The organism is Sphingomonas sorbitolis, from assembly GCF_036663875.1.
In the GTDB taxonomy this organism is placed as follows: Bacteria; Pseudomonadota; Alphaproteobacteria; order Sphingomonadales; family Sphingomonadaceae; genus Sphingomonas.
The window spans coordinates 74,703-94,645 of sequence record NZ_JAXOJS010000006.1 but is presented as its reverse complement, the minus strand read 5'-3'; the positions used below and the strand labels follow the sequence as shown (position 1 = coordinate 94,645).

At 61.1% G+C, this 19,943-nt stretch carries 18 protein-coding genes; 9 read left to right on the top strand and 9 right to left on the bottom strand.

From position 1 onward, the window contains the following. Positions 1-331 precede the first annotated feature (331 nt). Positions 332-1,039, bottom strand: coding sequence for an ATPase (locus tag U1763_RS18140; protein ID WP_332756380.1), 708 nt, complete (start codon positions 1,037-1,039; stop codon positions 332-334). 26 nt (positions 1,040-1,065) lie between these two features. Then, positions 1,066-1,371, bottom strand: coding sequence for a hypothetical protein (locus tag U1763_RS18135; protein WP_332756341.1), 306 nt, complete (start codon positions 1,369-1,371; stop codon positions 1,066-1,068). 1,277 nt (positions 1,372-2,648) lie between these two features. On the opposite strand from U1763_RS18135, the gene U1763_RS18130 reads away from it, so the two are divergent. Continuing rightward, entirely contained in the window at positions 2,649-3,032 is a 384-nt protein-coding gene (locus tag U1763_RS18130) for a hypothetical protein (protein WP_332756340.1), read from the top strand. Between the two features lie 72 nt (positions 3,033-3,104). Here the strand turns inward: U1763_RS18130 and U1763_RS18125 are convergent, their stop codons facing one another. The 4 genes from U1763_RS18125 to U1763_RS18110 form a co-directional block, all read right to left on the bottom strand. Continuing rightward, positions 3,105-4,490: a cyclic GMP-AMP synthase DncV-like nucleotidyltransferase gene (locus U1763_RS18125; protein ID WP_332756339.1), complete on the bottom strand. Its 1,386-nt coding sequence runs from the start codon at positions 4,488-4,490 to the stop codon at positions 3,105-3,107. Between the two features lie 7 nt (positions 4,491-4,497). After that, a complete protein-coding gene (locus U1763_RS18120; RefSeq protein WP_332756338.1) occupies positions 4,498-5,487 on the bottom strand; it encodes a CBASS cGAMP-activated phospholipase in 990 nt (329 codons plus the stop codon). 142 nt (positions 5,488-5,629) lie between these two features. Then, positions 5,630-6,763: a nucleotidyltransferase-like protein gene (locus U1763_RS18115; RefSeq protein WP_332756337.1), complete on the bottom strand. Its 1,134-nt coding sequence runs from the start codon at positions 6,761-6,763 to the stop codon at positions 5,630-5,632. Next, positions 6,763-7,398, bottom strand: a complete 636-nt coding sequence (locus U1763_RS18110) for a Cap15 family cyclic dinucleotide receptor domain-containing protein (protein ID WP_332756336.1) — start codon at positions 7,396-7,398, stop codon at positions 6,763-6,765. The genes U1763_RS18115 and U1763_RS18110 overlap by 1 nt, the downstream gene beginning before the upstream one ends. 660 nt (positions 7,399-8,058) lie before the next feature. Here U1763_RS18110 and U1763_RS18105 point away from each other — a divergent pair. From U1763_RS18105 to U1763_RS18095, 3 genes are all read left to right on the top strand, one after another. Continuing rightward, positions 8,059-8,328 carry a hypothetical protein gene (locus U1763_RS18105; RefSeq protein WP_332756335.1) on the top strand — a complete coding sequence of 90 codons (270 nt, stop codon included), beginning with the start codon at positions 8,059-8,061 and terminating at the stop codon, positions 8,326-8,328. Positions 8,329-8,437: 109 nt separating this feature from the next. Further along, complete coding sequence (locus U1763_RS18100; RefSeq protein WP_132833749.1) at positions 8,438-8,641, top strand: DUF5818 domain-containing protein; 204 nt, start codon at positions 8,438-8,440, stop codon at positions 8,639-8,641. A gap of 106 nt (positions 8,642-8,747) precedes the next feature. Further along, positions 8,748-9,191, top strand: coding sequence for a hypothetical protein (locus U1763_RS18095; protein WP_332756334.1), 444 nt, complete (start codon positions 8,748-8,750; stop codon positions 9,189-9,191). A gap of 261 nt (positions 9,192-9,452) precedes the next feature. On the opposite strand, the gene paoC is transcribed toward U1763_RS18095, so the two are convergent. Further along, entirely contained in the window at positions 9,453-11,663 is a 2,211-nt protein-coding gene (gene paoC, locus U1763_RS18090) for an aldehyde oxidoreductase molybdenum-binding subunit PaoC (protein WP_332756333.1), read from the bottom strand. 43 nt (positions 11,664-11,706) lie between these two features. After that, positions 11,707-12,444, bottom strand: a complete 738-nt coding sequence (locus U1763_RS18085) for an SDR family oxidoreductase (protein ID WP_332756332.1) — start codon at positions 12,442-12,444, stop codon at positions 11,707-11,709. Positions 12,445-12,542: 98 nt separating this feature from the next. Here U1763_RS18085 and U1763_RS18080 point away from each other — a divergent pair, with 98 nt between their 5' ends. Beyond that, complete coding sequence (locus tag U1763_RS18080; protein WP_332756331.1) at positions 12,543-13,481, top strand: LysR family transcriptional regulator; 939 nt, start codon at positions 12,543-12,545, stop codon at positions 13,479-13,481. A gap of 35 nt (positions 13,482-13,516) precedes the next feature. Here U1763_RS18080 and U1763_RS18075 read toward each other — a convergent pair whose 3' ends face one another. After that, positions 13,517-14,209 (bottom strand): NADPH-dependent F420 reductase, encoded by a 693-nt coding sequence (locus U1763_RS18075; protein WP_332756330.1) that lies wholly within the window; start codon positions 14,207-14,209, stop codon positions 13,517-13,519. A 314-nt stretch (positions 14,210-14,523) separates the two neighbouring features. Between U1763_RS18075 and U1763_RS18070 the strand changes: the two genes are divergently transcribed. The 4 genes from U1763_RS18070 (at position 14,524) to U1763_RS18055 (ending at position 19,893) form a co-directional block, all read left to right on the top strand. After that, complete coding sequence (locus U1763_RS18070; protein ID WP_332756329.1) at positions 14,524-15,465, top strand: NADP-dependent oxidoreductase; 942 nt, start codon at positions 14,524-14,526, stop codon at positions 15,463-15,465. Between the two features lie 320 nt (positions 15,466-15,785). Beyond that, complete coding sequence (locus tag U1763_RS18065; protein ID WP_332756328.1) at positions 15,786-16,256, top strand: (2Fe-2S)-binding protein; 471 nt, start codon at positions 15,786-15,788, stop codon at positions 16,254-16,256. Further along, positions 16,253-18,577, top strand: coding sequence for a xanthine dehydrogenase family protein molybdopterin-binding subunit (locus tag U1763_RS18060; protein WP_332756327.1), 2,325 nt, complete (start codon positions 16,253-16,255; stop codon positions 18,575-18,577). Before U1763_RS18065 ends, U1763_RS18060 begins: the two co-directional genes overlap by 4 nt. After that, positions 18,574-19,893 (top strand): c-type cytochrome, encoded by a 1,320-nt coding sequence (locus U1763_RS18055; RefSeq protein WP_332756326.1) that lies wholly within the window; start codon positions 18,574-18,576, stop codon positions 19,891-19,893. The genes U1763_RS18060 and U1763_RS18055 overlap by 4 nt, the downstream gene beginning before the upstream one ends. Positions 19,894-19,943: the final 50 nt, after the last annotated feature.

The following is a 19,943-nucleotide window of genomic DNA, read 5'->3' as shown; positions in this document are numbered from 1 at the left end:
GATTGATCAGGTTACATGGTAGCACGCCGAAGTCGCCCCGCAACGCCTCGTCCCCATTCCGTTTGCCATGAACGCCTTGCGGGGCACGCATGACCGCAATCATCGTGTCAACTGCTTCGCCTCTGGCAGCTTCCGGCTGTAAGACCCATAGTCGATCATCCAAAGTACAGGTCCGCATTCTCAACATCCGCCATTCGTTCAATTTTGCGACTGCTGTTCCTGTTTCGCGGCAGCCGTCTCATGGAACGCGACGTTCGTAGTAAGACGCGCTGCTACGGATGTTGCTGGCGGATCGTTCGGAGACAGAGATCCAATGAGGTCCATGCCTATATCAAGGGCGTGGGGCGACCACGTCTAGCCATCGCGTGATGACCTTAGGCGGCGCCGGTCCCTGGCCACGTCGGATGTCGAATGTTTCGCCGCCGCCAATTTCTACGCGGCACACAGTGAAAGCCTGCTTTTGATCGCGGCTGTTGTCGGCGAGCAACGATGCATTTGCCACCTTAAGTGCTGCGGCAATGGCCTTCTGCGTCCTCGGGAAACGCTCGCGAAGCTTGGGTTCGGCAACTCCATGACCATGTTCAATCACGCGCGTCGCGACGCGGCTGACGGAAAGTTCGACGCTGGCTAGCCCAACAAAGACAAGCAGCACAAAATAGCCTGCGTCCTGCATGTCGCGGATCAGATCTACCTTGGATTCAAAGGTACCGTCCTGACGCTCGACCCAATGCGAAAAGACGGTTTCCATTGCGAACGGCACCTTGGCGTTCATGGCGTGGCCAACGAACGCCTGAACGCCCTTTTGCGCCACCCGCATCCAGCTTTCATCAGTGTCGCGCAGATGGGCAGCCCACGGCGGCAATGCGCCCTCTGAGTTCACTTCGGGCAGGATCGAAACCATCATACGATCGGCGTTGACGAGCGGAACCTGCATCTCGTCTGCGAGGCTGCGGTGCCAAAGCGTCGATTTGCCCGAACCGTTATGACCGGCCAGCACGATCGCGAGAGGCTTTTTGGTCGCGTCTTGGGCAAGTCGGATTTCCCGAATTGCCTCGACCGGCGAGGTTAGTCGATCGCGTGGAATGCGCCGTCCACCATGCGTCCGCGTTCGGTTCTGCCGTTCATCGTGCGGATCATGACGTCAGGATTGTCACTGTCGAGCGAAAACAAGGGCACATTCTTGCGGGCGCGGATCGACACACCCGGTTTGCCGAGCCGTTTAGCCAGCCGCTCGAGCGCCTCTGTGCTGCGCTTGACATTATGCTTCACCATCGTTGCCGACGGCGCCGGTGCGGTAACGGTGACATCCCCAAACTTGATCTTACGACCGCGCTGTCCCGAACGGCTCTGCGTCATCGCTTTCGTTGCCACATTGCCCTCCTTCCAAAGTCCGACCTCTATCCTCAATATGGCGAAATGATAGCCACTTCGCTAGTGAGCATGGCAAACTCAAGTGATCTGGCGAATGCGGCTACCGCACCGGATTGGCTGACGGCGACAATCCCATGCTGAAGTTTTCGCGATAGCACGATCCATTCCCGGACAATCAGCGCTCCGTAAGCGCCACCCGAAACCGGCCGCTCGTTGATGTGAGAAGATCGACCGCCAGCCGGGTCGGGATGACGCTTGGAACGACTTAGGTTGGTAGATCAAGGTCTGTCTGCTTTGAAACGGTAAGCCGGCATTTGGTCCAGACGGAGATCCGCCTTATGGAAGTAGGGACCCGACCTAACGGACGCGGTAACTAAGGTCATGACTCTGAAGCAACTTGCCGATTTTCTCCTCCAGGTACAAAGGCGCGCGGGCTCTTCGTTCGTAGGCGTGGGCGTTATCGTAACCTTGGACCCATCGCTCCTGCCGATCGCCTCGCTTCGGCCTGACCTGGCTGTCCGCAACGCCGGACCGCCAGTGGAGGTCTTGGCGGCGCTGTCTGTCGGGACCAGCGAGCTGCACGACGGCTTCCACGTCCTGTTGCCAGACTATTCGATCGTACGAGTCGCACAATATTTCGGCCCGCCAGTTGGGGATCCGCCTCCCCTACCGCATGGCCGCCTGCTAGGCGCGCGCTACATGACGGCGCTCCTCGGTTCGCGACTGCCTAGCGTAATCGCAACCGGCATCGCCACGGTCGATCAGGGGGTGACCGTATTCGTGGATGGAAGAGAAGTAAAAAGATGAACGGCATTTCGGCCGATCTGCCCGGCACCCCGTCATCCGCGTTTCCGGCAGCTCTGGTCGGTGCATGGGACATGATAATTGATTGGGAGTCGCCACGGCGTTTTTTATGGAACAAGACTGGGCGGGTACGTGCAGAAGCAATAATCTCGCGCGACGACCGGGGTCTGGCCATGGACGTCCATTCACCGGGATCGGATTCAATGACGAGGGTCGCCGAATGGAGTGATCGCGAGCCTGGGAGACCGGCCTTGTGCTATATATACGACGTAAACCCAAGGGCCGGTGCGTTGCTATCCGGCGGCGCTTACAGTGGGGCTGCCATCTTACGCTATGACTCCCGCCACAATGAGCTTCGAGGTAACTACTGGACTAGCGCGCGCACTACGGGTGAGTTCACCTTGGTGAGGCCGGGGACGGACCCGTCGCGGGCGCCGGTTACCAAGTTGACCGTCAGAAGAAGGGGAAGATTCATGTTCAAGGCGTTCGGAGCAACCGTGATTCTACTGCTGCTCGGAGCAATGCTATGGTTTCTTTTAGGGCCGTTCGGACGGCCAGGCCAAACACAGGCGCAGCAGGATCTTGAGTTCGCCGTAAAGCAGGCTTCCGCCACATGTCTGATGAATACGTCCGAACAGGAGCGCCGCCGCATTGAGACCGGCGTGTCGTCACGGCTCGACCGCTACGCTGCAAAAGGAGAGGTCACGACCGAACGGGCGCACCGAGCGGTGAACGAGACGTTCTCCGAGCCAGGTCAGATTTTGCAGGGCCGCGAACTGCAGGAATGCATGCTGAAAAACACGGATCATTTCTTGGAGAAGATTGCGCCGCCGAAGGTCTTGTCAGGAAAGCGTTAGTAACGTTCTATGCTGAGAGGGCGCGAGCCCTGCCCACATCCTACCGCCGCAGACCGAGAGGTCCTACAGTGATCAGTGTCCGTATCTGCGCCTCGGCGGGTTACGCGGCGGGATGGCTGGGCCACGCACCTTCACAGCAATACGGCGACGCCCCACCGGCCGACTGCCAAGGAAGACCGTAAGATCCATTGCGTGGTCGCCATTATAGGCGGTGTGGCGTTCGACCGAGGCTCCGGTCCCCGCGACATGACCCATATCATTCTCCATCGCGGCTTCCCTCCCATGGTTGCGCACTGTCCATTTTAGCGTGCATCCAGCGGGTAGCAGGTCCGGTCTTGCGATCGCGAAGTCTATGTCGCAGTTCTTGGGCACTGGCCGGATCTCGTTGAGGCCCTGGATCGGCTTGACGTCGCGATTGTCTCGCGGCGTCGCGGTGACGATGATGTCGGGAGTATATGCGTAAACGGCGATTGCTTGGCTCTTCGCCAGCGCCTGCGTGCCTTCCTCAGTATCTTCCGGCATCGGAAAGAACTGATCAAAGGCCTCGCTCCAGATCTCGGCCGCCGCGGATATGTCGGCAGCGAGGCGCGCCCTCTCGCCGATCGACGCTAATTCACGCAACTTCGCGACCAGCTTGACGACGGCTCCGATCTTCAACCGGTTCACGTCTTCATTGGAATTTATAGGGTTCGGTACGGTCGGATCGTCATCGAGGCGATTGGCAATCAGCGTGGCCGTCTCTTCCAGTATGTCGTCGTCATCCAAAACTACGTCTAGATCGATGCTGTCGAACGCTTCTGCGGCCAGCACAGTCAGCAAAATGGATGATGGACGCTCGGCCTCCTCGATCCGCAGTGCCGCCCACATCTTCAGGTAACGAATTAGTCGGCGCAGTCTCTTGCGAGGCACGTCCTCCTGACAGTCCTTGAACCATTCGTAGATCTGCTTCGGGTCACTCACCTCCCAGCCCTTGGATTCCGTCGCGAGCGTGCGGGCATCGCGTTCGCTGTCGAGATGGTAGCACGGCACGTCGATGTGGAAGTCTGGCGCAAAGGCGATCCGGCAGCAGCGCTCCTTCGGGTCGGCGACACCGGTCGCTTCGTTGTCCTCGTCGTCCTGATAATCGACGAGCGCATTCTGAACGATCGCCTTCAGCTCCTCCGGGGTGTGATCGCCATCCTCTGGCTCGCCCTTCCATTCGAAATAGATGCCGAGGTCGATGTCGAACTCAGCGCCAACCATCCAAGGCCGGATCTGCGTACGACACTTATAGGATCCCTGAAGCCATGTTCGGATGGAGTAGCCGCTGCCTTCAGTGAGGCGCTTGACGAGAAATTCGGCGAGGTCGTTCCAACGATCTTTCTGCGCCGTGAACTGGTCGGCCGTGGGAGTAACCCGCCGATGAAGGGTCTCGGATTCGCTACCGGCTTGGTAGAACAGCTTTGCTGACTGGGACATCGGGATCCTAGAGGGTCGCGTTGGTGAAGGTGAATTCCGGTGCCACGTGGTCGAGCATGTCACGCAGCATCTGATTCGACGAAACGTCGGCAATGGAGCTGGCCGCCGCAGACTGTAAATCGCGTTTGGCGATGGGACTTGCGCAGTCGAGCGCCAGTTCGGACTGCTGATCCGGCGGCTGGGCGCGGTCGATCCGGACGTATCTGTCAGCAATGACGTGCCGCATCATGTCATCGGTCAGCGCCTGCTGTGATCCGATCATAACGCTCGGCAGGCGCTCGTTCTTTATCCACCCGTACGATCCAAGCGCGCGGCCGACGGAGGCGGAAAAGGCGAATGCCGTCGTTGTGGTGCCAACGCTAAGCACCCTGACATCCTCCCTCTTCACGTCGAGAAACGTCTCGGCCTCATGCAGCGCGATCAGATCAGGCGAGTTGGCGAACATTCCGCCGTCGGCGAACAGCTCGACGCCAATCTGGTGGATCGGGAAATATGTAGGTGCCGCCGAAGTAGCTAAGGCAACGTCGACGACCTTCAACTGCCAGTCGATGATGAAGCGCGGGTGGTGCCCAGTCTTGAACACCTTGGGTCCACCCTTGGTGAGATTCACTGCGGGAATAATGGTCGGCCGTCTCAGATCCGACATTCGCGTTTCGGTCCCCACGATGCGCTCGACGATGCTGCGGAGGGGGGCGGGATCATACCGGGATTTAGGAAGGCCCGTCAGTATGCGCGCGCCGATGCTCAGGACGTTGGATGCCGGCCGCTTCGGCGAGAATATTTTGCCGCCTTCGTCCAAAAAAGCCTGTTTGATTTCGGCTGCACTGCGGCCTGCCGAAAGTCCGAGAGCAATGATGCCGCCGACAGAAGTGCCCGCGATCAGATCAAAGGAATCTACGAGCGGCCGCCCCGAGCGCTTCTCAAGTTCCGCCAAAACTGAAGCAGTGTATAGCCCGAGAAATCCGCCACCCGATAAACTGAGAATCTGAAAGCTCAATATCGTTTCCTCTATGGAGGTAGTCGATCGCCAGAGTGGTGTGATACTTTGTTCTAGAAAGCAGCTGCCAACCTAATCGATCGCAAAGATCGTCCAATCACTTATTTATAGAACGAACCTTACAGCTCCGCTTTCGGTCAAACTAGGCCGCAGCCGGCACTCGTGCGTTCCCCAGCGTCGCGTAGATATCGTCCCAATTTGGCGACGAACTGTAGAGCCCTTGCTCACGAGCGACTTGCTGCGCCAAATCGTCTAGCTCGGTAGAAATCGTCAGCAACCCTGTCCGCTTTCTCTCGTTGTTCAAAATGGCACGCGAACCGTCCGGCGTCATTAGCTTGCTAGCTTCGTCCTTATTACGATAGCACCAATCAAGAAACCGCTGAGCTTCTCTTAAGATATAAAGCTCATTAATGTAGCCGGCTTTCAAGGGCGTTTCATCAGCGTGGTACATCAGCGCAGCAATGTCGAAACTTGGCAGCATTGCGGCGCTATCTTCATTGGTGGCGTCATTCTTAACGTTCTTTACCAATCGTATCGCTTTTTTTAGACTGCCGTAATAAGCCGTATCACGATCATGAACACGATTGATGTGTGTGAACGGAAGGTTGTCGATAGTTTCCGGGACTGTCTTGTTCAGAATTGTAACGCCGCGGTCATGTTCAGCCAACGACGATTGGTAGGCAACCGTATCGTTCCAATGCGATGGGACGACATCGACAGGCCGTTCGAATGAGCCACCCGAGAGCGCGATGCATTTGCCCCCGCTACAATCGACAGTCGCGCCCCAATATCGCCGCTTCAAAAGATCTTCGCTTTCGCACCGCAATGAAGCCAGCGCAGATAGCGACGTCTCGCTTGTCGGGCTGGTGTAGTACCCAGCCAAGGCACGGGCACCGTAAGTGACATAAGTATGGAAGCCGGTTCTTAGCACCAGCAGGTCAACATCGCTAACGCCCCGGATATGAACGTCGAGCGGCACCGAGCCCTGCAGCCGGGTTTCAATCGAGACTGACAGTCCGTCGCGAAGTTGCTTGGCGACCCGCTCTGCTTCGTCTCGACTTTTCTGGGTGTAAGCGGAATCCACCGCCTGCATCGCACCGAGCGCATAGCGCGTGTAAGGGTGTGAGGTGGCCCGACGTTGCCAAGGCTCTTGGATAATGCTTTTGCGGAGTACATCTTCAGCAAAGCTTGCCGTTACCCGGCCGTTGTTGACTGCATCAATACCTTTTCGGCGGACTCTTAGGTTTTCCAAGCGAGCGTTAATGTCACGAGGCATTAGCGAGGTTCCTTGATAAGTCTCATGGTTCCGAAGGTAAAACGGCCTTGACCATTAAAATACTCGCCTTCTGCGAACTGGCGATCATGTGAGAACACTAGCTCGGCGAAGCCTCGGTGACTTTGTAATGCGGGTTGACCTGCCTTCGGATCGTTGCGATAGTTGTAGAGCAGCCGGAACCCGTCAGCTTCATCGCACATCAGCGCAGCCGCTAGGCTATTTGAGCCAGAGGTCGAGGTTTTGAGCCGAACTCTTATTTTGTCCCAGCTCTGAATAATTGTGATCGTGCCGGACCAATTGAACTGCGGCGATCCATCGGGGTTCAGTGTCACGCCTTCACACGCCCAGGCACCGCTCAAATCAGGGGCTTTCAGCCAACCACCCAAAGGCGCCCAACGCCAAGCATGGTTATCAAGGAACCAGTAAAGGACAGTAAAAATTGTTCCCGCGCCAATCAACGACAATACGGCGGGGGGAATGTTGGACGGCAGGCCCAATGCCTTAGCCGCGTCCCACAAGGTTAGTAAGCCCAACATTACGATCGCTGAAATACTGGCAGCGGCGACGCTTAGGTATCGACCGACCTTTGCACGGTTCATCCCCCCTAAGAGCGCATATTCATGGTCTAGTTTCATATCCCCGCCTCCGCCCGTGCCCCCACGGGTCAACCTTGGTGCAGGATGTGGGGGCGCTTGGTACAAGAGGCAAGTGTTCCCGTAAAGTTCTCTCGCGCATCGTTGCTGGGCCGACCCTCATACCTGCATACTGCCCTGATCGGCCCCATAGCGCGAGGCGCAGGAAGGTAAGCAGCATATTTATGCGACGTCCAGCCTTGCGGGTAAACTCAGATCTTTCGCGAGCTTGTGCGCAAACTGAGCCTATGGCGAGCCCCGACCTGAACAAGCGGAGGTTAAGCCTCTACCTCTCTCCAAACCGCTCATTCCGGTTTCCACCAGGAAACGGTCGATTACCTCCCCCCTGCCCCATCAAATGAACGAACGTCTGTTTACCGCAATCGCCGCCCGAAAACGGCCTGGCCGCTTTTCCACCAGGAACCGGCCCTTCGCCACCCTGCCCCACCTTCTGAATGAACGTCCGTTTACGTGGATCGCTGCCCGAAAGCGGCCGGGCCGCTTTCCACCAGTTTTACCGTAAATGCGGACGGTCCGCATGCACCGTGATGGCGCCGTTCACTCTTTGAAGCTGTGCGTTCCTGCCGCTTTGGGATCTGCTGCCAGGACGCAGTGCGGTTCTCCATTAGAGAAGCTTCTTCCGCCTGCAGATAGCGAGCATTTTTGGCCGAAGACCTCAGCCAACCGGCCGTAAATGCCACTGCCGCCCCCGCGACGTTCATGATAAAAGGCGGCATGCTCAAGACAAGAATGAAGCGGGTCGCCCATCGCGGCGATCACGCGGTGCAGCGGCTTGCCGAGATCGAAGCCTCGATCGCGGACCTTTCCAACGAGGATCTGCTCGATTTGGCCGACATCTTTAAAGCCGAGCCTCGCTCACCAATCGGGGATATGGCATTCGTTGAAATGGCGCAGCGGAATATCAGTCTTTAGAGACCGGTCGGGAACAAATTAGCAGGATCCTTAGACTACCAAGGAGCATCGGCTGCCCCAAGGATCTCCCGCAATTTTGCATGATCATCAACGGAGCGACGACATAGCGATGGTAGCGATTGGTACCCGGATCAATGAGATAGGCACGTTGGTCCGCGATGGCGGAGCCTTCTATCTTCGCCGCGATGTCGGTGGCCGCTACGAGCTGGAATTGCATCGAACCCCCGTAGATCTGGTAGAGAAGCGCGTCCGACTCATCGGCACATTGGTTGGCCCGGATCTGGTGAACGCTGACGGCGTTGCGCCAGCTTAGTTGGCTGGACGTTTGTCCCGTTCAGTCGTCAGCCACTGGCCGCGATTATGATTCAACCTGACTCATTGCCGTTGCGCACAAACCATGAGCGGGCATCCTCCATGCCATGGAACAGCGGATCATTCATGCCTGCGGTCATGAGCAGGCTCATTATCTCACCGGCTTTGAAAGCCAGCAGGAACGTAAGGCCAAGTGGCTGAAGACGACTACCTGTCGTGATTGCTTCGTTGCGGAGAAGCGGGCTGAGGAGGTCGCTACGGCAGCGTTAAGCAGCGCCGCTGTCTCACACCTTGTTCTTCCGCCGCTGACTGGGACTGATCGGCAAATCAGCTGGGCGTCGACGGTCAGGAACAAGCGGCTTGCAGCGCTAACCAACTCAAACAGCGATGCCGACTGTAACGCATGCCTTTGGGTCACTGACGCCAAATGGTGGATCGATTGCCGCGATCTAGGTGACGTTGATCTGATGGCAGCCGCGAACCGAGCATCAAACATGCAATGCGTGCCGACGCTTATGCCATCGATTACAAATCCCACTATCGCCCTCTGAAGGCATAGGCCGGCCTCGCGATCCACGCCGGTAAGCCAGACGCCTATGTGTGCGAGCAGGATCTAGACCTCCTGAATACGGTGTTCAATTTCGCTGTTACCGACCCTGTTTGAACGGGATTTGTGTTCAAACCACATGCTTACTCAGGGTATACCCCTTTTAGAAAGTTTTAGGATCGTCCGAGCTTTTTCTGGTTGTCGCGTGCCGGTTGTGATCGCACCGTCGCACCGTCAATATCGGTGGCCGTGTCGGATAACGAAGTCAGACGACCGGGGGCAGTTGCTCGAAATGCTTTTCCAATGTCAGCGGATAGTCGCGCACCCGCACCCCCGTCGCATTGTAGACCGCGTTGGCGATGGCCGCGGCGACGCCGGTCAGGCCGAGTTCCCCCACGCCTTTGGCCTTGAGCGGGGACATGGTGGCGTCGACCTCGTTGATGAACGACACGTCCAGATGCGGCACGTCGGCATGCACCGGTACCTCATAACCCGCCAGATCATGATTGACGAAGAAGCCGAAGCGCTTGTCGACGACCATCTCCTCCATCAGCGCCGCGCCGATGCCCATCGTCATGCCGCCGATCACTTGGCTGCGCGCGGTTAGCGGATTGAGGATGCGCCCCGCGGCGCATACCGCCAGCATGCGCCGCACCCGGACCACGCCGGTATATTGGTCCACCGCGACCTCGGCGAAGTGCGCCCCGAACGTCTGACGGTCATACCGCTCCGCAAGGTCGCCATATTCCATCGCGTCCTCCGCGACGATCTCGCCGTCCTTCGCCGCCTCGGCAAGCGGCACGGTCCGGCCCGCCGAGCGCACCGTCCCGTCGACGAAATCGACCTCGGACGTGTTGAAGCCGAGCCGCTGCGCCACCGCCTGCCGCAATTTGACGCAGGCGGCATAGACGCCGGCGGTAGCGGACGCCGCGCCCTGCTGTCCGCCCGAACCATAGGTTTCGGGATAGCGGGAATCGCCCAGCTTCGCGACGACCCGATCCAGGGCCACCCCCAGCATCTCGGCCGCGACCTGAGCGATGATCGTGTAGCTGCCAGTGCCGATGTCGGTCATGTCGCATTCGACCGTAACGATGCCGTCGCGCCCCAACCGGATGCGCGCGGCCGACTTGCTGATAAGCGCGCCGCGGATGGCCCCCGCCACGCCCATCCCGATCAGCCATTTGCCGTCACGGCGACTGGCCGGAATCTTCGGGCGTTCGCTCCACCCGAATTGCTTCGCGCCGGTTTGCAGGCATTCGACGAACGCCCGCGTCGAGAAAGGACGCGAGGGCTGCTCGGGATCGACCTTGGTATCGTTGAGCACCCTGAGCGCGACCGGATCCATGTCCAGCTTCTCGGCCAGCTCGTCCATGGCGACTTCGAGCGCCATCAAGCCGGGCGCTTCGCCCGGCGCCCGCATGGCATTGGCCTCCATCAGATCGAGCACCGTCAGGTAGCGGCGCAGCAGGCGGTTCTCGCCGGCATACAGGTCGCGCGTACCGATCGGCGCAGCTTCGGCCGAGCCACCCGGCAGGTTGCCCGACCAGGAATCATGGCCGATCGCCGTGATCCGCCCGTCGCGACCCGCACCGATCCGCAGGCGCTGGATGGTCCTGGCACGGTGGGTCGTGTTGTTGAACATGATCGGCCGCTGGAGCGCGATCTTCACCGGACGGCCCGCCATGCGCGCGGCGAAGGCGGCGAGCACGAGGTCGCTCTGCGCCGTCCATTTGCCGCCGAAACCACCACCAATGTACGGGGATAGCAGACGGACCTTTTCCCGGGGTACGCCGATGATCTGTGCAAGATCCGTGGTACCCGACGAGAGCTGTTGGATCGAGGTCCAGCAGGTCAGAGCATCGCCGTCCCAGCGGGCGATCGAGGCATGCGGCTCCATCATCGCATGGGTCTGGTCGGGCACCGTGAACGTCGCGTCGACCTGCACGGGCGCGGCGGCAAAGGCACCATCGAAATCGCCGACCGCGTTGTTCGCCGGACCGCCGAACTTGGCCTCCGGTCCGAGCGGTGCAGACGCCTTCAGCGCGGCGAGATCGAAGGCACCCTTGGCGCGCGCATAGCGGACATCGATCATGCTAGCCGCAGCGCGCGCCTGTTCGAAGGTTTCCGCGACGACCACGGCGACCGGCTGGTGATAATGATCGACCAGCGGACCTGCCAGCGCCCGCTGGATGAAGAAATTGCCGCCCCGTACCGGTCCGGTTGTCTCATAGGTCAGGACATCCACCACGCCGGGCGCGGCGCGTGCCGCGGATGTGTCGATGCGGGTGATACGGCCCTTCGCGATCGCCGCGCCCAGGATATACCCATAGGCGAGGTTCTCACCGACGTCGTGATGCTCCGCGGCGTAACGCGCGGTGCCGGTGGTCTTCAGCCGGCCTTCGACGCGAGCATGCGGCTGACCGACGACCGCCTGACGGTCGATCGGGGTCACGCCGGCGGGGGTATCGAACTTCATGCGATCGGTCCTTCACTCTGGAACATGTGGGCGTCGGCACGCATCAAACGAGCCGCGCGCCACCGTCGACGTTGAGCGTCGCGCCGTTGATGAAGCCGTTCACCATGACAAAGACGACGACGGCGCCCGCCTCTTCCGGCGTACCGACCCGGCCTACGGGCAGCGTCGCCCGGTAATGATCGAGCACGGCGTGACGGCCATCGCCCATCGCCTTTTCGAACAGCGGCGAATCGATCGGACCCGGCGCGATCGCGTTGAAGCGCCGGGGTGCCATTTCGAGGGCCAGGCCGCGCGTCAGCGCTTCCATCCCCGCCATCGCCGCGGAGAACAGGGCCGACCCCTGCGCATTCGGGCGATACGCCAGGCCACCGGACGTCAGGACCACCGATCCGTCCCGCGCAAGCCTGTCGCCCAGAGCGCGCAGGACGTGGACCGTACCCCATATCCGTTCGTCGAAGATCCGACGCATCTGGGCGACGTCGCCGCCGATGACCTTTGCAGAAATGTACGTGCCGGCCATCATCGCCACGTGATCGACGACCGGAATGTCGGCGAGTGCCGCTTCGATCGCATCCGGTTGCGTCACATCGGCCGCGCGCCAGCCGGCGAAGCCGTGCTCCTCGGCCACCCGCCTGGCACGTTCGGCGTCGGGACCCATGATGATGACCTGCGCACCGAACGCCTTCGCCTGGACCGCGGCGGCAAGGCCGATACCGGATGTGCCGCCGACGATCAGGACCGTACGGCCGTCGAGTGTTTCGGCAAGGGGAACGGTGGTCATGCGTTTGGCTCCATGCAACGCAGCCCGTAGGGCCGCACACCATAAGTAAGTCCACGACGACACTTGATAATCCGGCCGCTTATCGCTTTACTTGTGACATGACGTCACATATCGGCATCGACCGCCTGACCGGGCTCATCACGTTCGCGCGTGCCGCCTCGCTGGGCAGCTATACGGCCGCGGCCCGTGCCCTTGGCATGTCACCCTCGGGTGTCAGCAAGAGCATGCAACGGCTCGAAGACCAGCTGGGCGTCCGACTGTTCACGCGAACGACACGCTCGCTCACGCTGACGCCGGAAGGTCGCGATCTCCACGAACTCGCGTTGAAGCTTCTGCGGGATGCGGAGGAGATCGAGCAACTGGCGCTCGCGGCGCGCGCCGAACCGTTCGGAACGTTGAAGGTCACCGCGCCGCTGCCGATCGGCTTGCATGTGCTGGGCCCGGCAATCCCCCTTTTTCGCGAGCGCTACCCCCGAATTGCGATCGATCTGCGACTGGGCGACACCATCGTCGACATGATCGCCGATGGCGTCGACGTGGCGATCCGGGTCGGCGAGATCGCGGACTCGAGACTGATGTCGCGCAAGCTCGCATCGAACATGGTCTGCGCCTATTCCTCGCCGGCCTATCTCGAAAAGCGTGGGACACCATTGCATCCCGATGATCTGGGCGAGCATGACTGCGTCAACGTACGGCTTCAGAGTTCCGGCCAGCCGCTGCGTTGGCCATTCCGGATCGGCAATCGGACGGTGGAGGTCCTCCCGGACGCCAAGGTCACCGTGGATGCCAGCGATGGGGTGGCGACCGTACTCGCAGCAGGCGGCGGGATCGGGATCTCGGCGACTTACATCGCGGCACCCTATGTCGCCCGCGGTGACCTTGTGCCGGTCCTCACCCGTTACGCGGTGCAGCGCTCCGCCATCACCGCGCTGTGGCCCGAAAGCCGCCGTTCCAGCCCGAACGTAAAGGCCTTTCTCGCCTTCCTGACGGAGGTCTTCCCCGCGCGACCGACCTGGGATGCCTTCCTCATTCAATGAAGCGGCCCGGCCCGGCCCGATTCGTCCGTGACCGATCAGCTGCCCGGATGGCAGACCGCTATATTGAGGTCGGACGTGTCGAAGAGGCCCATCAGGGAAAATAGCAAAGGTGCGTACATCTCGGTCGCACGCGATTGCCGGATGCCGCCGAGATCGACCATCGCCGCCGTCGGCCACCCGAACTCGGCCAGCAAGGCCTTGACGATCGTCTTCGCCCTGTCGTCGTCACCCGCCAGAAAGACGTTGTGGTCTCCCGGAACACGGGATGGATCGGTCATGACATTCATGTGCATCGTATTCAGCGTTTTCACGACGTGGGTTCCGGGTAGCGCGCGCTGGATCTGCTCGCCCAGACTGTCGTCGTTCGCGAAGAGAAGACGCGGCGGCCGCCCCTGCGAATAGTCGAGCGGGACCGCCAGATCGAGCAGCACTTTGCCGACGAGGCTCTCCGCGCCGACCAAATGCAATACGGTCAACGACTGAGCACCTGCCGTCGCGTTAATGATCAGGTCTCCGTGAGTACCGGCATTTTCGAAGGGCACGAGCCGAACCGTCGGATTAAGCTTTTGCCATTCAGTATAGGGTGCCGATCCTTTTGCATCTGGCTCGGATCGCGCCAGTGTCTGTTCAACGTCGCGCGTTCCAATAGAAACGTCGTGATTCAATTCTGTGAGCCTGGCGGCAAGAGTACGGCCCACCATTCCTGTACCCAACACGACAATGCGCATCCACCAACCTTCTCCACGACCCTAACCCGGCACCGTTCGGAACAATTGCACGAGTGCGACGCAACCCGAACGATCACCTGCGCCGCCTTCCGGTGCAACTGTTTCAAAACGGGGTCCGTCTACAGGCATATGGAATCGGGGGTAATCGCCGCGACTGTCGTATCAGTCATGACGATCGGTCACAGATAAACTTGCGCTGCGCAACGTTGTACTAAAAGTGTTGGGTCGAGAAGATGACGATATTTCGAACGACACAATTTAGAACGGAGCCCGACCTTGGTTATGGTGCTCTGTGCGACGACAGGAGATAACCGATGACAATGAAGGCCGTAGCATTGAGTGACTTTGGTGGGCCGGAGGTGTTGCACATCGTCGCCCTACCCATGCCCAATGCAGGCCCGGGCGAGGTAAGGATCAAGGTGGCGGCTGCAACCGTGAATCCAATCGATACAATGGTCAGGCGCGGCGTCGCTTTCGTGTCCGACGCCCCGCCGCCCTATGTGCCTGGCATGGAAGCGGCGGGCGCGATCGACCAGATTAGCTCGGATGCGCAGACCGACCTGCGCGTAGGCGACCGAGTTGTGGCGATCGCCGTTATCTCCGGTATGCACGGCGCGTATGCGGAGTGGCTGGTTGTTCCGATAGAGTCGGTCGTACGGTCGCCCATAGGTGCGAGCGACGTAGAAGCCGCTACCCTTCCGATGAACGCCTTGACCGCACGCCAAGCGCTCGACCGGCTTACCTTGCCCGTAGCTGGCACGGTGGCAGTTACCGGAGCCGCTGGCGCGGTCGGTGGCTACGCGGTGCAGATCGCAAAGGCGGAGGGCTACCACGTGATCGCGGACGCGGCGCCCGGGGACGAGGAGTTGGTTCGAGGCTTTGGCGCAAATGTCGTTCTGCCACGCGGCCCGGGCTTCGCCACAGCGGTACGGCAGGTCGTGCCTGGGGGTGTTGATGGCCTAATCGATACGGCTGGAATCGCACCGTCTGTCGCCGGCGCGGTACGCGACGGTGGTCGCATCGTTACGTCTGCTCCCGGTACGCCACTCGTGGACGAGCGCGGCATAGTCACGCAGCGAACCTTTGTGCCGGATTACGCCCGTAACCAAGCGGCACTCCTCCAGCTAAGCAATCTAGCAAGCGAAGGCCATCTGACACTTCGTGTCGCGCGAACCCTGCCGGCCACCGATGCCGTCGAGGCGCACCGGTTGCTCGAAGCCGGCGGTCTCCGCGGCCGCATAGTGCTCACGTTCTGATCCCACCCTGCCAGCCCCCCCCGACCCCATCCAAGGAGATACCATCAGGGGCGTGATCCGAGCGAACACATAGCTCGGTCGGGCAGAGCTGCCTGGCCGAAGACCCTGTTTTGTGAACTAGGCTCACAAGCGCATGTATCAGGATGAGCTTACGACTGTTGGTTGTCCATTTTACTAAGCGATTGCGGTGGCGGCGGTCCGACCAACGGAATGGCAAGTAATTTCGACATCCGCATAGACCCCCGTTTTCCGATCCGGTGCTTCTAGTGTCCATGCAACGGGCAGCATCAGACTGAGGATCTAAGTCAGGAACTGAGCCCATGGTAACTTTGGTCGTCAACGGCGCCAGTCACGAACTGGACGTCACGCCTGACACGCCCTTGTTATGGGTGCTACGCGACAACATCGGGCTGACAGGGACCAAATATGGCTGCGGTATCGCGCAATGCGGGGCCTGTACCGTCCACCTCGACGGCAAGCCCGTACGAAGCTGCGTCCTGCCGGTTTCTGCTGTCGGCACGCGACAGGTCACGACCATCGAGCATGTCGGATCGACACCGGAAGGACGGAAGGTCCAGGAGGCGTGGCTGAGTGTCGAAGTCGTCCAGTGCGGTTACTGCCAATCAGGCCAGATCATGTCCGCGAGCGCTCTGCTCGCACGCAATCCCAAGCCTGACGATGCGGCGATCGATACGGCGATGGCCGGCAATATCTGCCGTTGCGCGACCTATGCCCGCATCCGTACAGCGATAAAGCGAGCCGCCGGCGTGCCTGAGGACGATATCCGATGAGCGGCGACGCAAATGGAGCGCCGCACTCTCCTGAGGGCGCTCCGTCCCGCCGGCGGTTCCTGACCGGCGCGGCACTGACGATCGGCTTCGCGATCCTCGATCAGCCACGGCGTGCCTGGGCGCAGAGTCAGGCAGAAGATTCCTCGCTGCACGCGCTGGCTACGGAAACGGAACCGGGCGATGCGTTCGACGGGTTTGCGCCCGGGGGCTTCATCCGCATTCCGCAGACCGGAAAGATCACCCTGGTCATGCCGTTCGTGGAGATGGGCCAGGGTATCTATACCGGCGTCGCGATGCTGCTTGCCGAGGAACTCGAGGTCCGGCTCGACCAGGTTCAGCTCGTCGCAGCACCCCCCAATGCCGATCTTTACGCCAATCCCATCTACAAGACGCAGATGACCGGAGGCTCCGCCTCCACCCGCGCGGGCTGGGTCCCGCTCCGGCAGGCGGGCGCTGCTGCGCGCATGATGCTGATCTCCGCCGCAGCACGGCGGTGGAATGTCGCGGCCGAGCAATGCGAGGCACGTGACGGCATCGTGCATTGCAGGACCGATCGCCGAACGCTTTCCTACGGTGCCCTCGTGAAGCAGGCGGCGGTCGAAGCCACTCCGCAGGACCCCAGGCTCAAGCCGGCTTCCGAATTTCGCCTGATCGGACATTCGCAGCATCGCCTCGATACGCCTGCCAAGGTCGACGGCAGCGCGGTGTTCGGGATCGACGTCAAGGTGCCCGGCATGAAGATCGCAGCGCTCGCGCTCTGCCCGTATATCGGCGGACGCCTGGGCAAGGTGACGGACAATGGCGCGCGTCGGGTACGCGGCGTGGCGGACGTTCTGCGCATTCACGACGCTGTCGCGGTGACCGCGGACAGCTTCTGGGCGGCGCGCAAAGCACTCGATGCACTGGACATCGACTGGCTGCGACCGGCGGGACCAGCGCCATCGACAACGGACATGGAAGCGCGGATGCGCGATGCCGGTGGATCAGGCAAACCGGTCCTCGGCGCTGCGACCGGCGACGTCGACAAGGCCTTCGCTGCCGCTTCGGACCGGCTGGAGGCCGAGTACCAGCTTCCGCTTCTGGCCCATGCGGCGATGGAGCCGCTCGTCACCACGGTCCATGTCCGGCCGGACGGATGCGAGATCTGGCTGGGCACGCAGAGCCCGGTCGACTGCCAGACTGCCGCCGCCGCGGAGCTCGGCATCCCGCCGGAACGGGTGACCTTGCACAATCACCTGATCGGCGGCTCGTTCGGCCGACGCCTTTCGCCCGAGATGGTGGTGCAGGCCGTCTCGCTGGCCCGGCAGGTCCGGTATCCGGTGAAAGTGATGTGGACCCGCGAGCAGGACATCCGGCAGGACCGCTTCAAGCCCCACTATCATGACCGGATCGCGGCAGGCCTCGGTCCGGACGGCCTGCCGACTGTCCTTACCGATCGCATCTGCGGGCCATCGACGTTCAATGGGTACCTTCCCAAGGGCCTGCCCGACGGAGAGATCGATTCCGATGCCATCGAGGGGGTCGTCGATCTGCCGTATTCCATACCGGCCCGCCGGATCGACTGGGTTCGCACCCGTGTACCCGTCGAGCTGGGCTGGTGGCGGGGGGTTGGCGCCGCTCACAACATATTCGTGCTGGAAAGCTTCCTCGATGAATGTGCGGAGCGCGCTGGCAGGGATCCGCTCTCCTATCGTCGTGCCCTGCTCGCTCACCATCCCCGCTCCCTCAACGTGCTGCGGATCGCGGCCGAACGCTCCCGCTGGGGAACCGAGCTGCCGCCGCGCTGCGGGCGCGGCGTATCGTTCCATCAATCGTTCGGAACGCATCTGGCGCTGGTCTGCGAGGTGGAAGTGTCGAGGACCGGTGAGATCATGCTGCGTCGCCTGACCGCAGCCGTCGATCCCGGTCAGGCGACCAATCCCGACGGTATCGTCGCTCAGATCGAGGGAGGCGTATTGTTCGGCTTGTCAGCTGCGTTGTTCAACGCGGTCACGGTCACTGATGGCCGGATCGACCAGCGCAACTTCAACGACTATCGCCAGCTACGCATGAACGAGACACCCCCGATTTCGGTGCATCTCGTGAAAAGCACCGAAAAGCCCGGTGGCATTGGCGAGGCCGGCGTGGTGTCGGCTGCGCCTGCGCTGGCCAACGCGGTGTTCGCAGCAACCGGCGTGCGCGTCCGCCAGCTCCCGTTCGCATCGGCGAAGCTGGGCGAAAAAGCGGCGGACAAGATCATTGCCGGCGGTTCGCTTGCCGCTGTTGCGGGGATCGCCGCGATCACCGCGCTCGCCACCCGCCAGAAGGAGATGGAGGCATGACGCGGCGAGTCCGGATGCTGTTGGCTGCGGCCACGCTGATACTGGCGGCGGTAGCGCTCTTTTTCTTCTATCCGGCCTCCCTCTCGCCTGCGGTGCCGAGTGCCGGATTGCCGACCGGTCGTGCGCTGGTCGAACGCGGTCGATACATGGCGACTGCCGCAGATTGCGCCGCATGTCACACGGTCCCCGGCGGCAAGCCCTACGCTGGCGGTTTACCGTTCAAGCTTCCGTTCGGGACACTGTATTCATCCAACATCACGCCCGATCCCGAACACGGTATTGGCAAATGGAGCGACGCCGAATTCGTTCGAGCGGTGCGGCACGGCGTGGCCGCAAACGGGCAGGAACTCTACCCTGCCTTCCCCTACACGGCTTATACCAACATGAGCACGGATGACGTGCTTGCGATCCGAGCCTATCTGCGGACCCTGGGTCCTGTTGCCAGGAATGCTCCAGAGAACGCGCTCGCCTTCCCCTTCAACATGCGGTTCGTGATGCGCGGCTGGAAACTGTTGTTCATGCCGCGAACGTCACTGGCCGACGATCCGAAACGATCGGCGGAATGGAATCGGGGTGCGTATCTGGTCGAGGGGGCCGGACATTGCGCTGAATGTCACTCACCTCGAAACCTTCTCTTTGCCGTCAAGCGCGACCAGCATCTCGCTGGCGCCCTCACCCAAGGGTGGAAGGCCTACAACATCACGTCCGATCCTCGGACCGGGATCGGAAACTGGTCATCCGATGAGATCGTCCGCTACCTCCAGACCGGTCATAGCCCCGGTCGGGGCGCAGCATCCGGCAGCATGGCCGAAGCGGTCAGTCTAAGTACCAGTCGTCTTACGACGAGCGACCTTCGCGCCATGGCGGCCTACCTGAAGTCCGTCCCGCCGCGAGCGGGCAAAAACCAGCCTTCCGTCCACCAGCGCGTCGCTGCGCTCGATCGTGCGACGCTGTACGATCCGGGCGCCTCGACGGCGCAATCGACCAATGCGCAGGGCTTGCGCGTCTTTCAGGGGACGTGCGCAAGCTGTCACGGCTGGAACGGCGAAGGGCTCCAGAGTGGATATGCTGCGCTGCGGGGAGCACGCACGGTCAATGACCCCGACGCCGATAACCTCATCCAGGTTATCCTGCACGGATCGAGGATCGACACCCCTGCGGAAACCGCGGCGATGCCGAACTTCGGCAAAATCCTCTCCGACACCGAAATCGCGGCCGTTAGCAACTATGTGCTCGGTCACTTCGGCGGACGGCCCCCAAGCATCACGCCGGAACGGGTTGCCAGCGCGCGCAAAGAGGGCGCGGGACATGAGTGACATCCTCAAAAACTCACCTCGTCGTACTGCGGTTCGCAGCTGCTGGAGCG

Coding starts and splice junctions, on each gene's coding strand:
- U1763_RS18070 (WP_332756329.1), top strand. CDS start 14,524: ATGACAATGAAGGCCGTAGCATTGAGTGACTTTGGTGGGCCGGAGGTG.
- U1763_RS18080 (WP_332756331.1), top strand. CDS start 12,543: ATGACGTCACATATCGGCATCGACCGCCTGACCGGGCTCATCACGTTC.
- U1763_RS18065 (WP_332756328.1), top strand. CDS start 15,786: ATGGTAACTTTGGTCGTCAACGGCGCCAGTCACGAACTGGACGTCACG.
- U1763_RS18075 (WP_332756330.1), bottom strand. CDS start 14,209: ATGCGCATTGTCGTGTTGGGTACAGGAATGGTGGGCCGTACTCTTGCC.
- U1763_RS18115 (WP_332756337.1), bottom strand. CDS start 6,763: ATGCCTCGTGACATTAACGCTCGCTTGGAAAACCTAAGAGTCCGCCGA.
- U1763_RS18095 (WP_332756334.1), top strand. CDS start 8,748: ATGGAACAGCGGATCATTCATGCCTGCGGTCATGAGCAGGCTCATTAT.
- U1763_RS18100 (WP_132833749.1), top strand. CDS start 8,438: ATGGTAGCGATTGGTACCCGGATCAATGAGATAGGCACGTTGGTCCGC.
- paoC (WP_332756333.1), bottom strand. CDS start 11,663: ATGAAGTTCGATACCCCCGCCGGCGTGACCCCGATCGACCGTCAGGCG.
- U1763_RS18125 (WP_332756339.1), bottom strand. CDS start 4,490: ATGTCCCAGTCAGCAAAGCTGTTCTACCAAGCCGGTAGCGAATCCGAG.
- U1763_RS18085 (WP_332756332.1), bottom strand. CDS start 12,444: ATGACCACCGTTCCCCTTGCCGAAACACTCGACGGCCGTACGGTCCTG.
- U1763_RS18060 (WP_332756327.1), top strand. CDS start 16,253: ATGAGCGGCGACGCAAATGGAGCGCCGCACTCTCCTGAGGGCGCTCCG.
- U1763_RS18055 (WP_332756326.1), top strand. CDS start 18,574: ATGACGCGGCGAGTCCGGATGCTGTTGGCTGCGGCCACGCTGATACTG.
- U1763_RS18130 (WP_332756340.1), top strand. CDS start 2,649: ATGTTCAAGGCGTTCGGAGCAACCGTGATTCTACTGCTGCTCGGAGCA.
- U1763_RS18110 (WP_332756336.1), bottom strand. CDS start 7,398: ATGAAACTAGACCATGAATATGCGCTCTTAGGGGGGATGAACCGTGCA.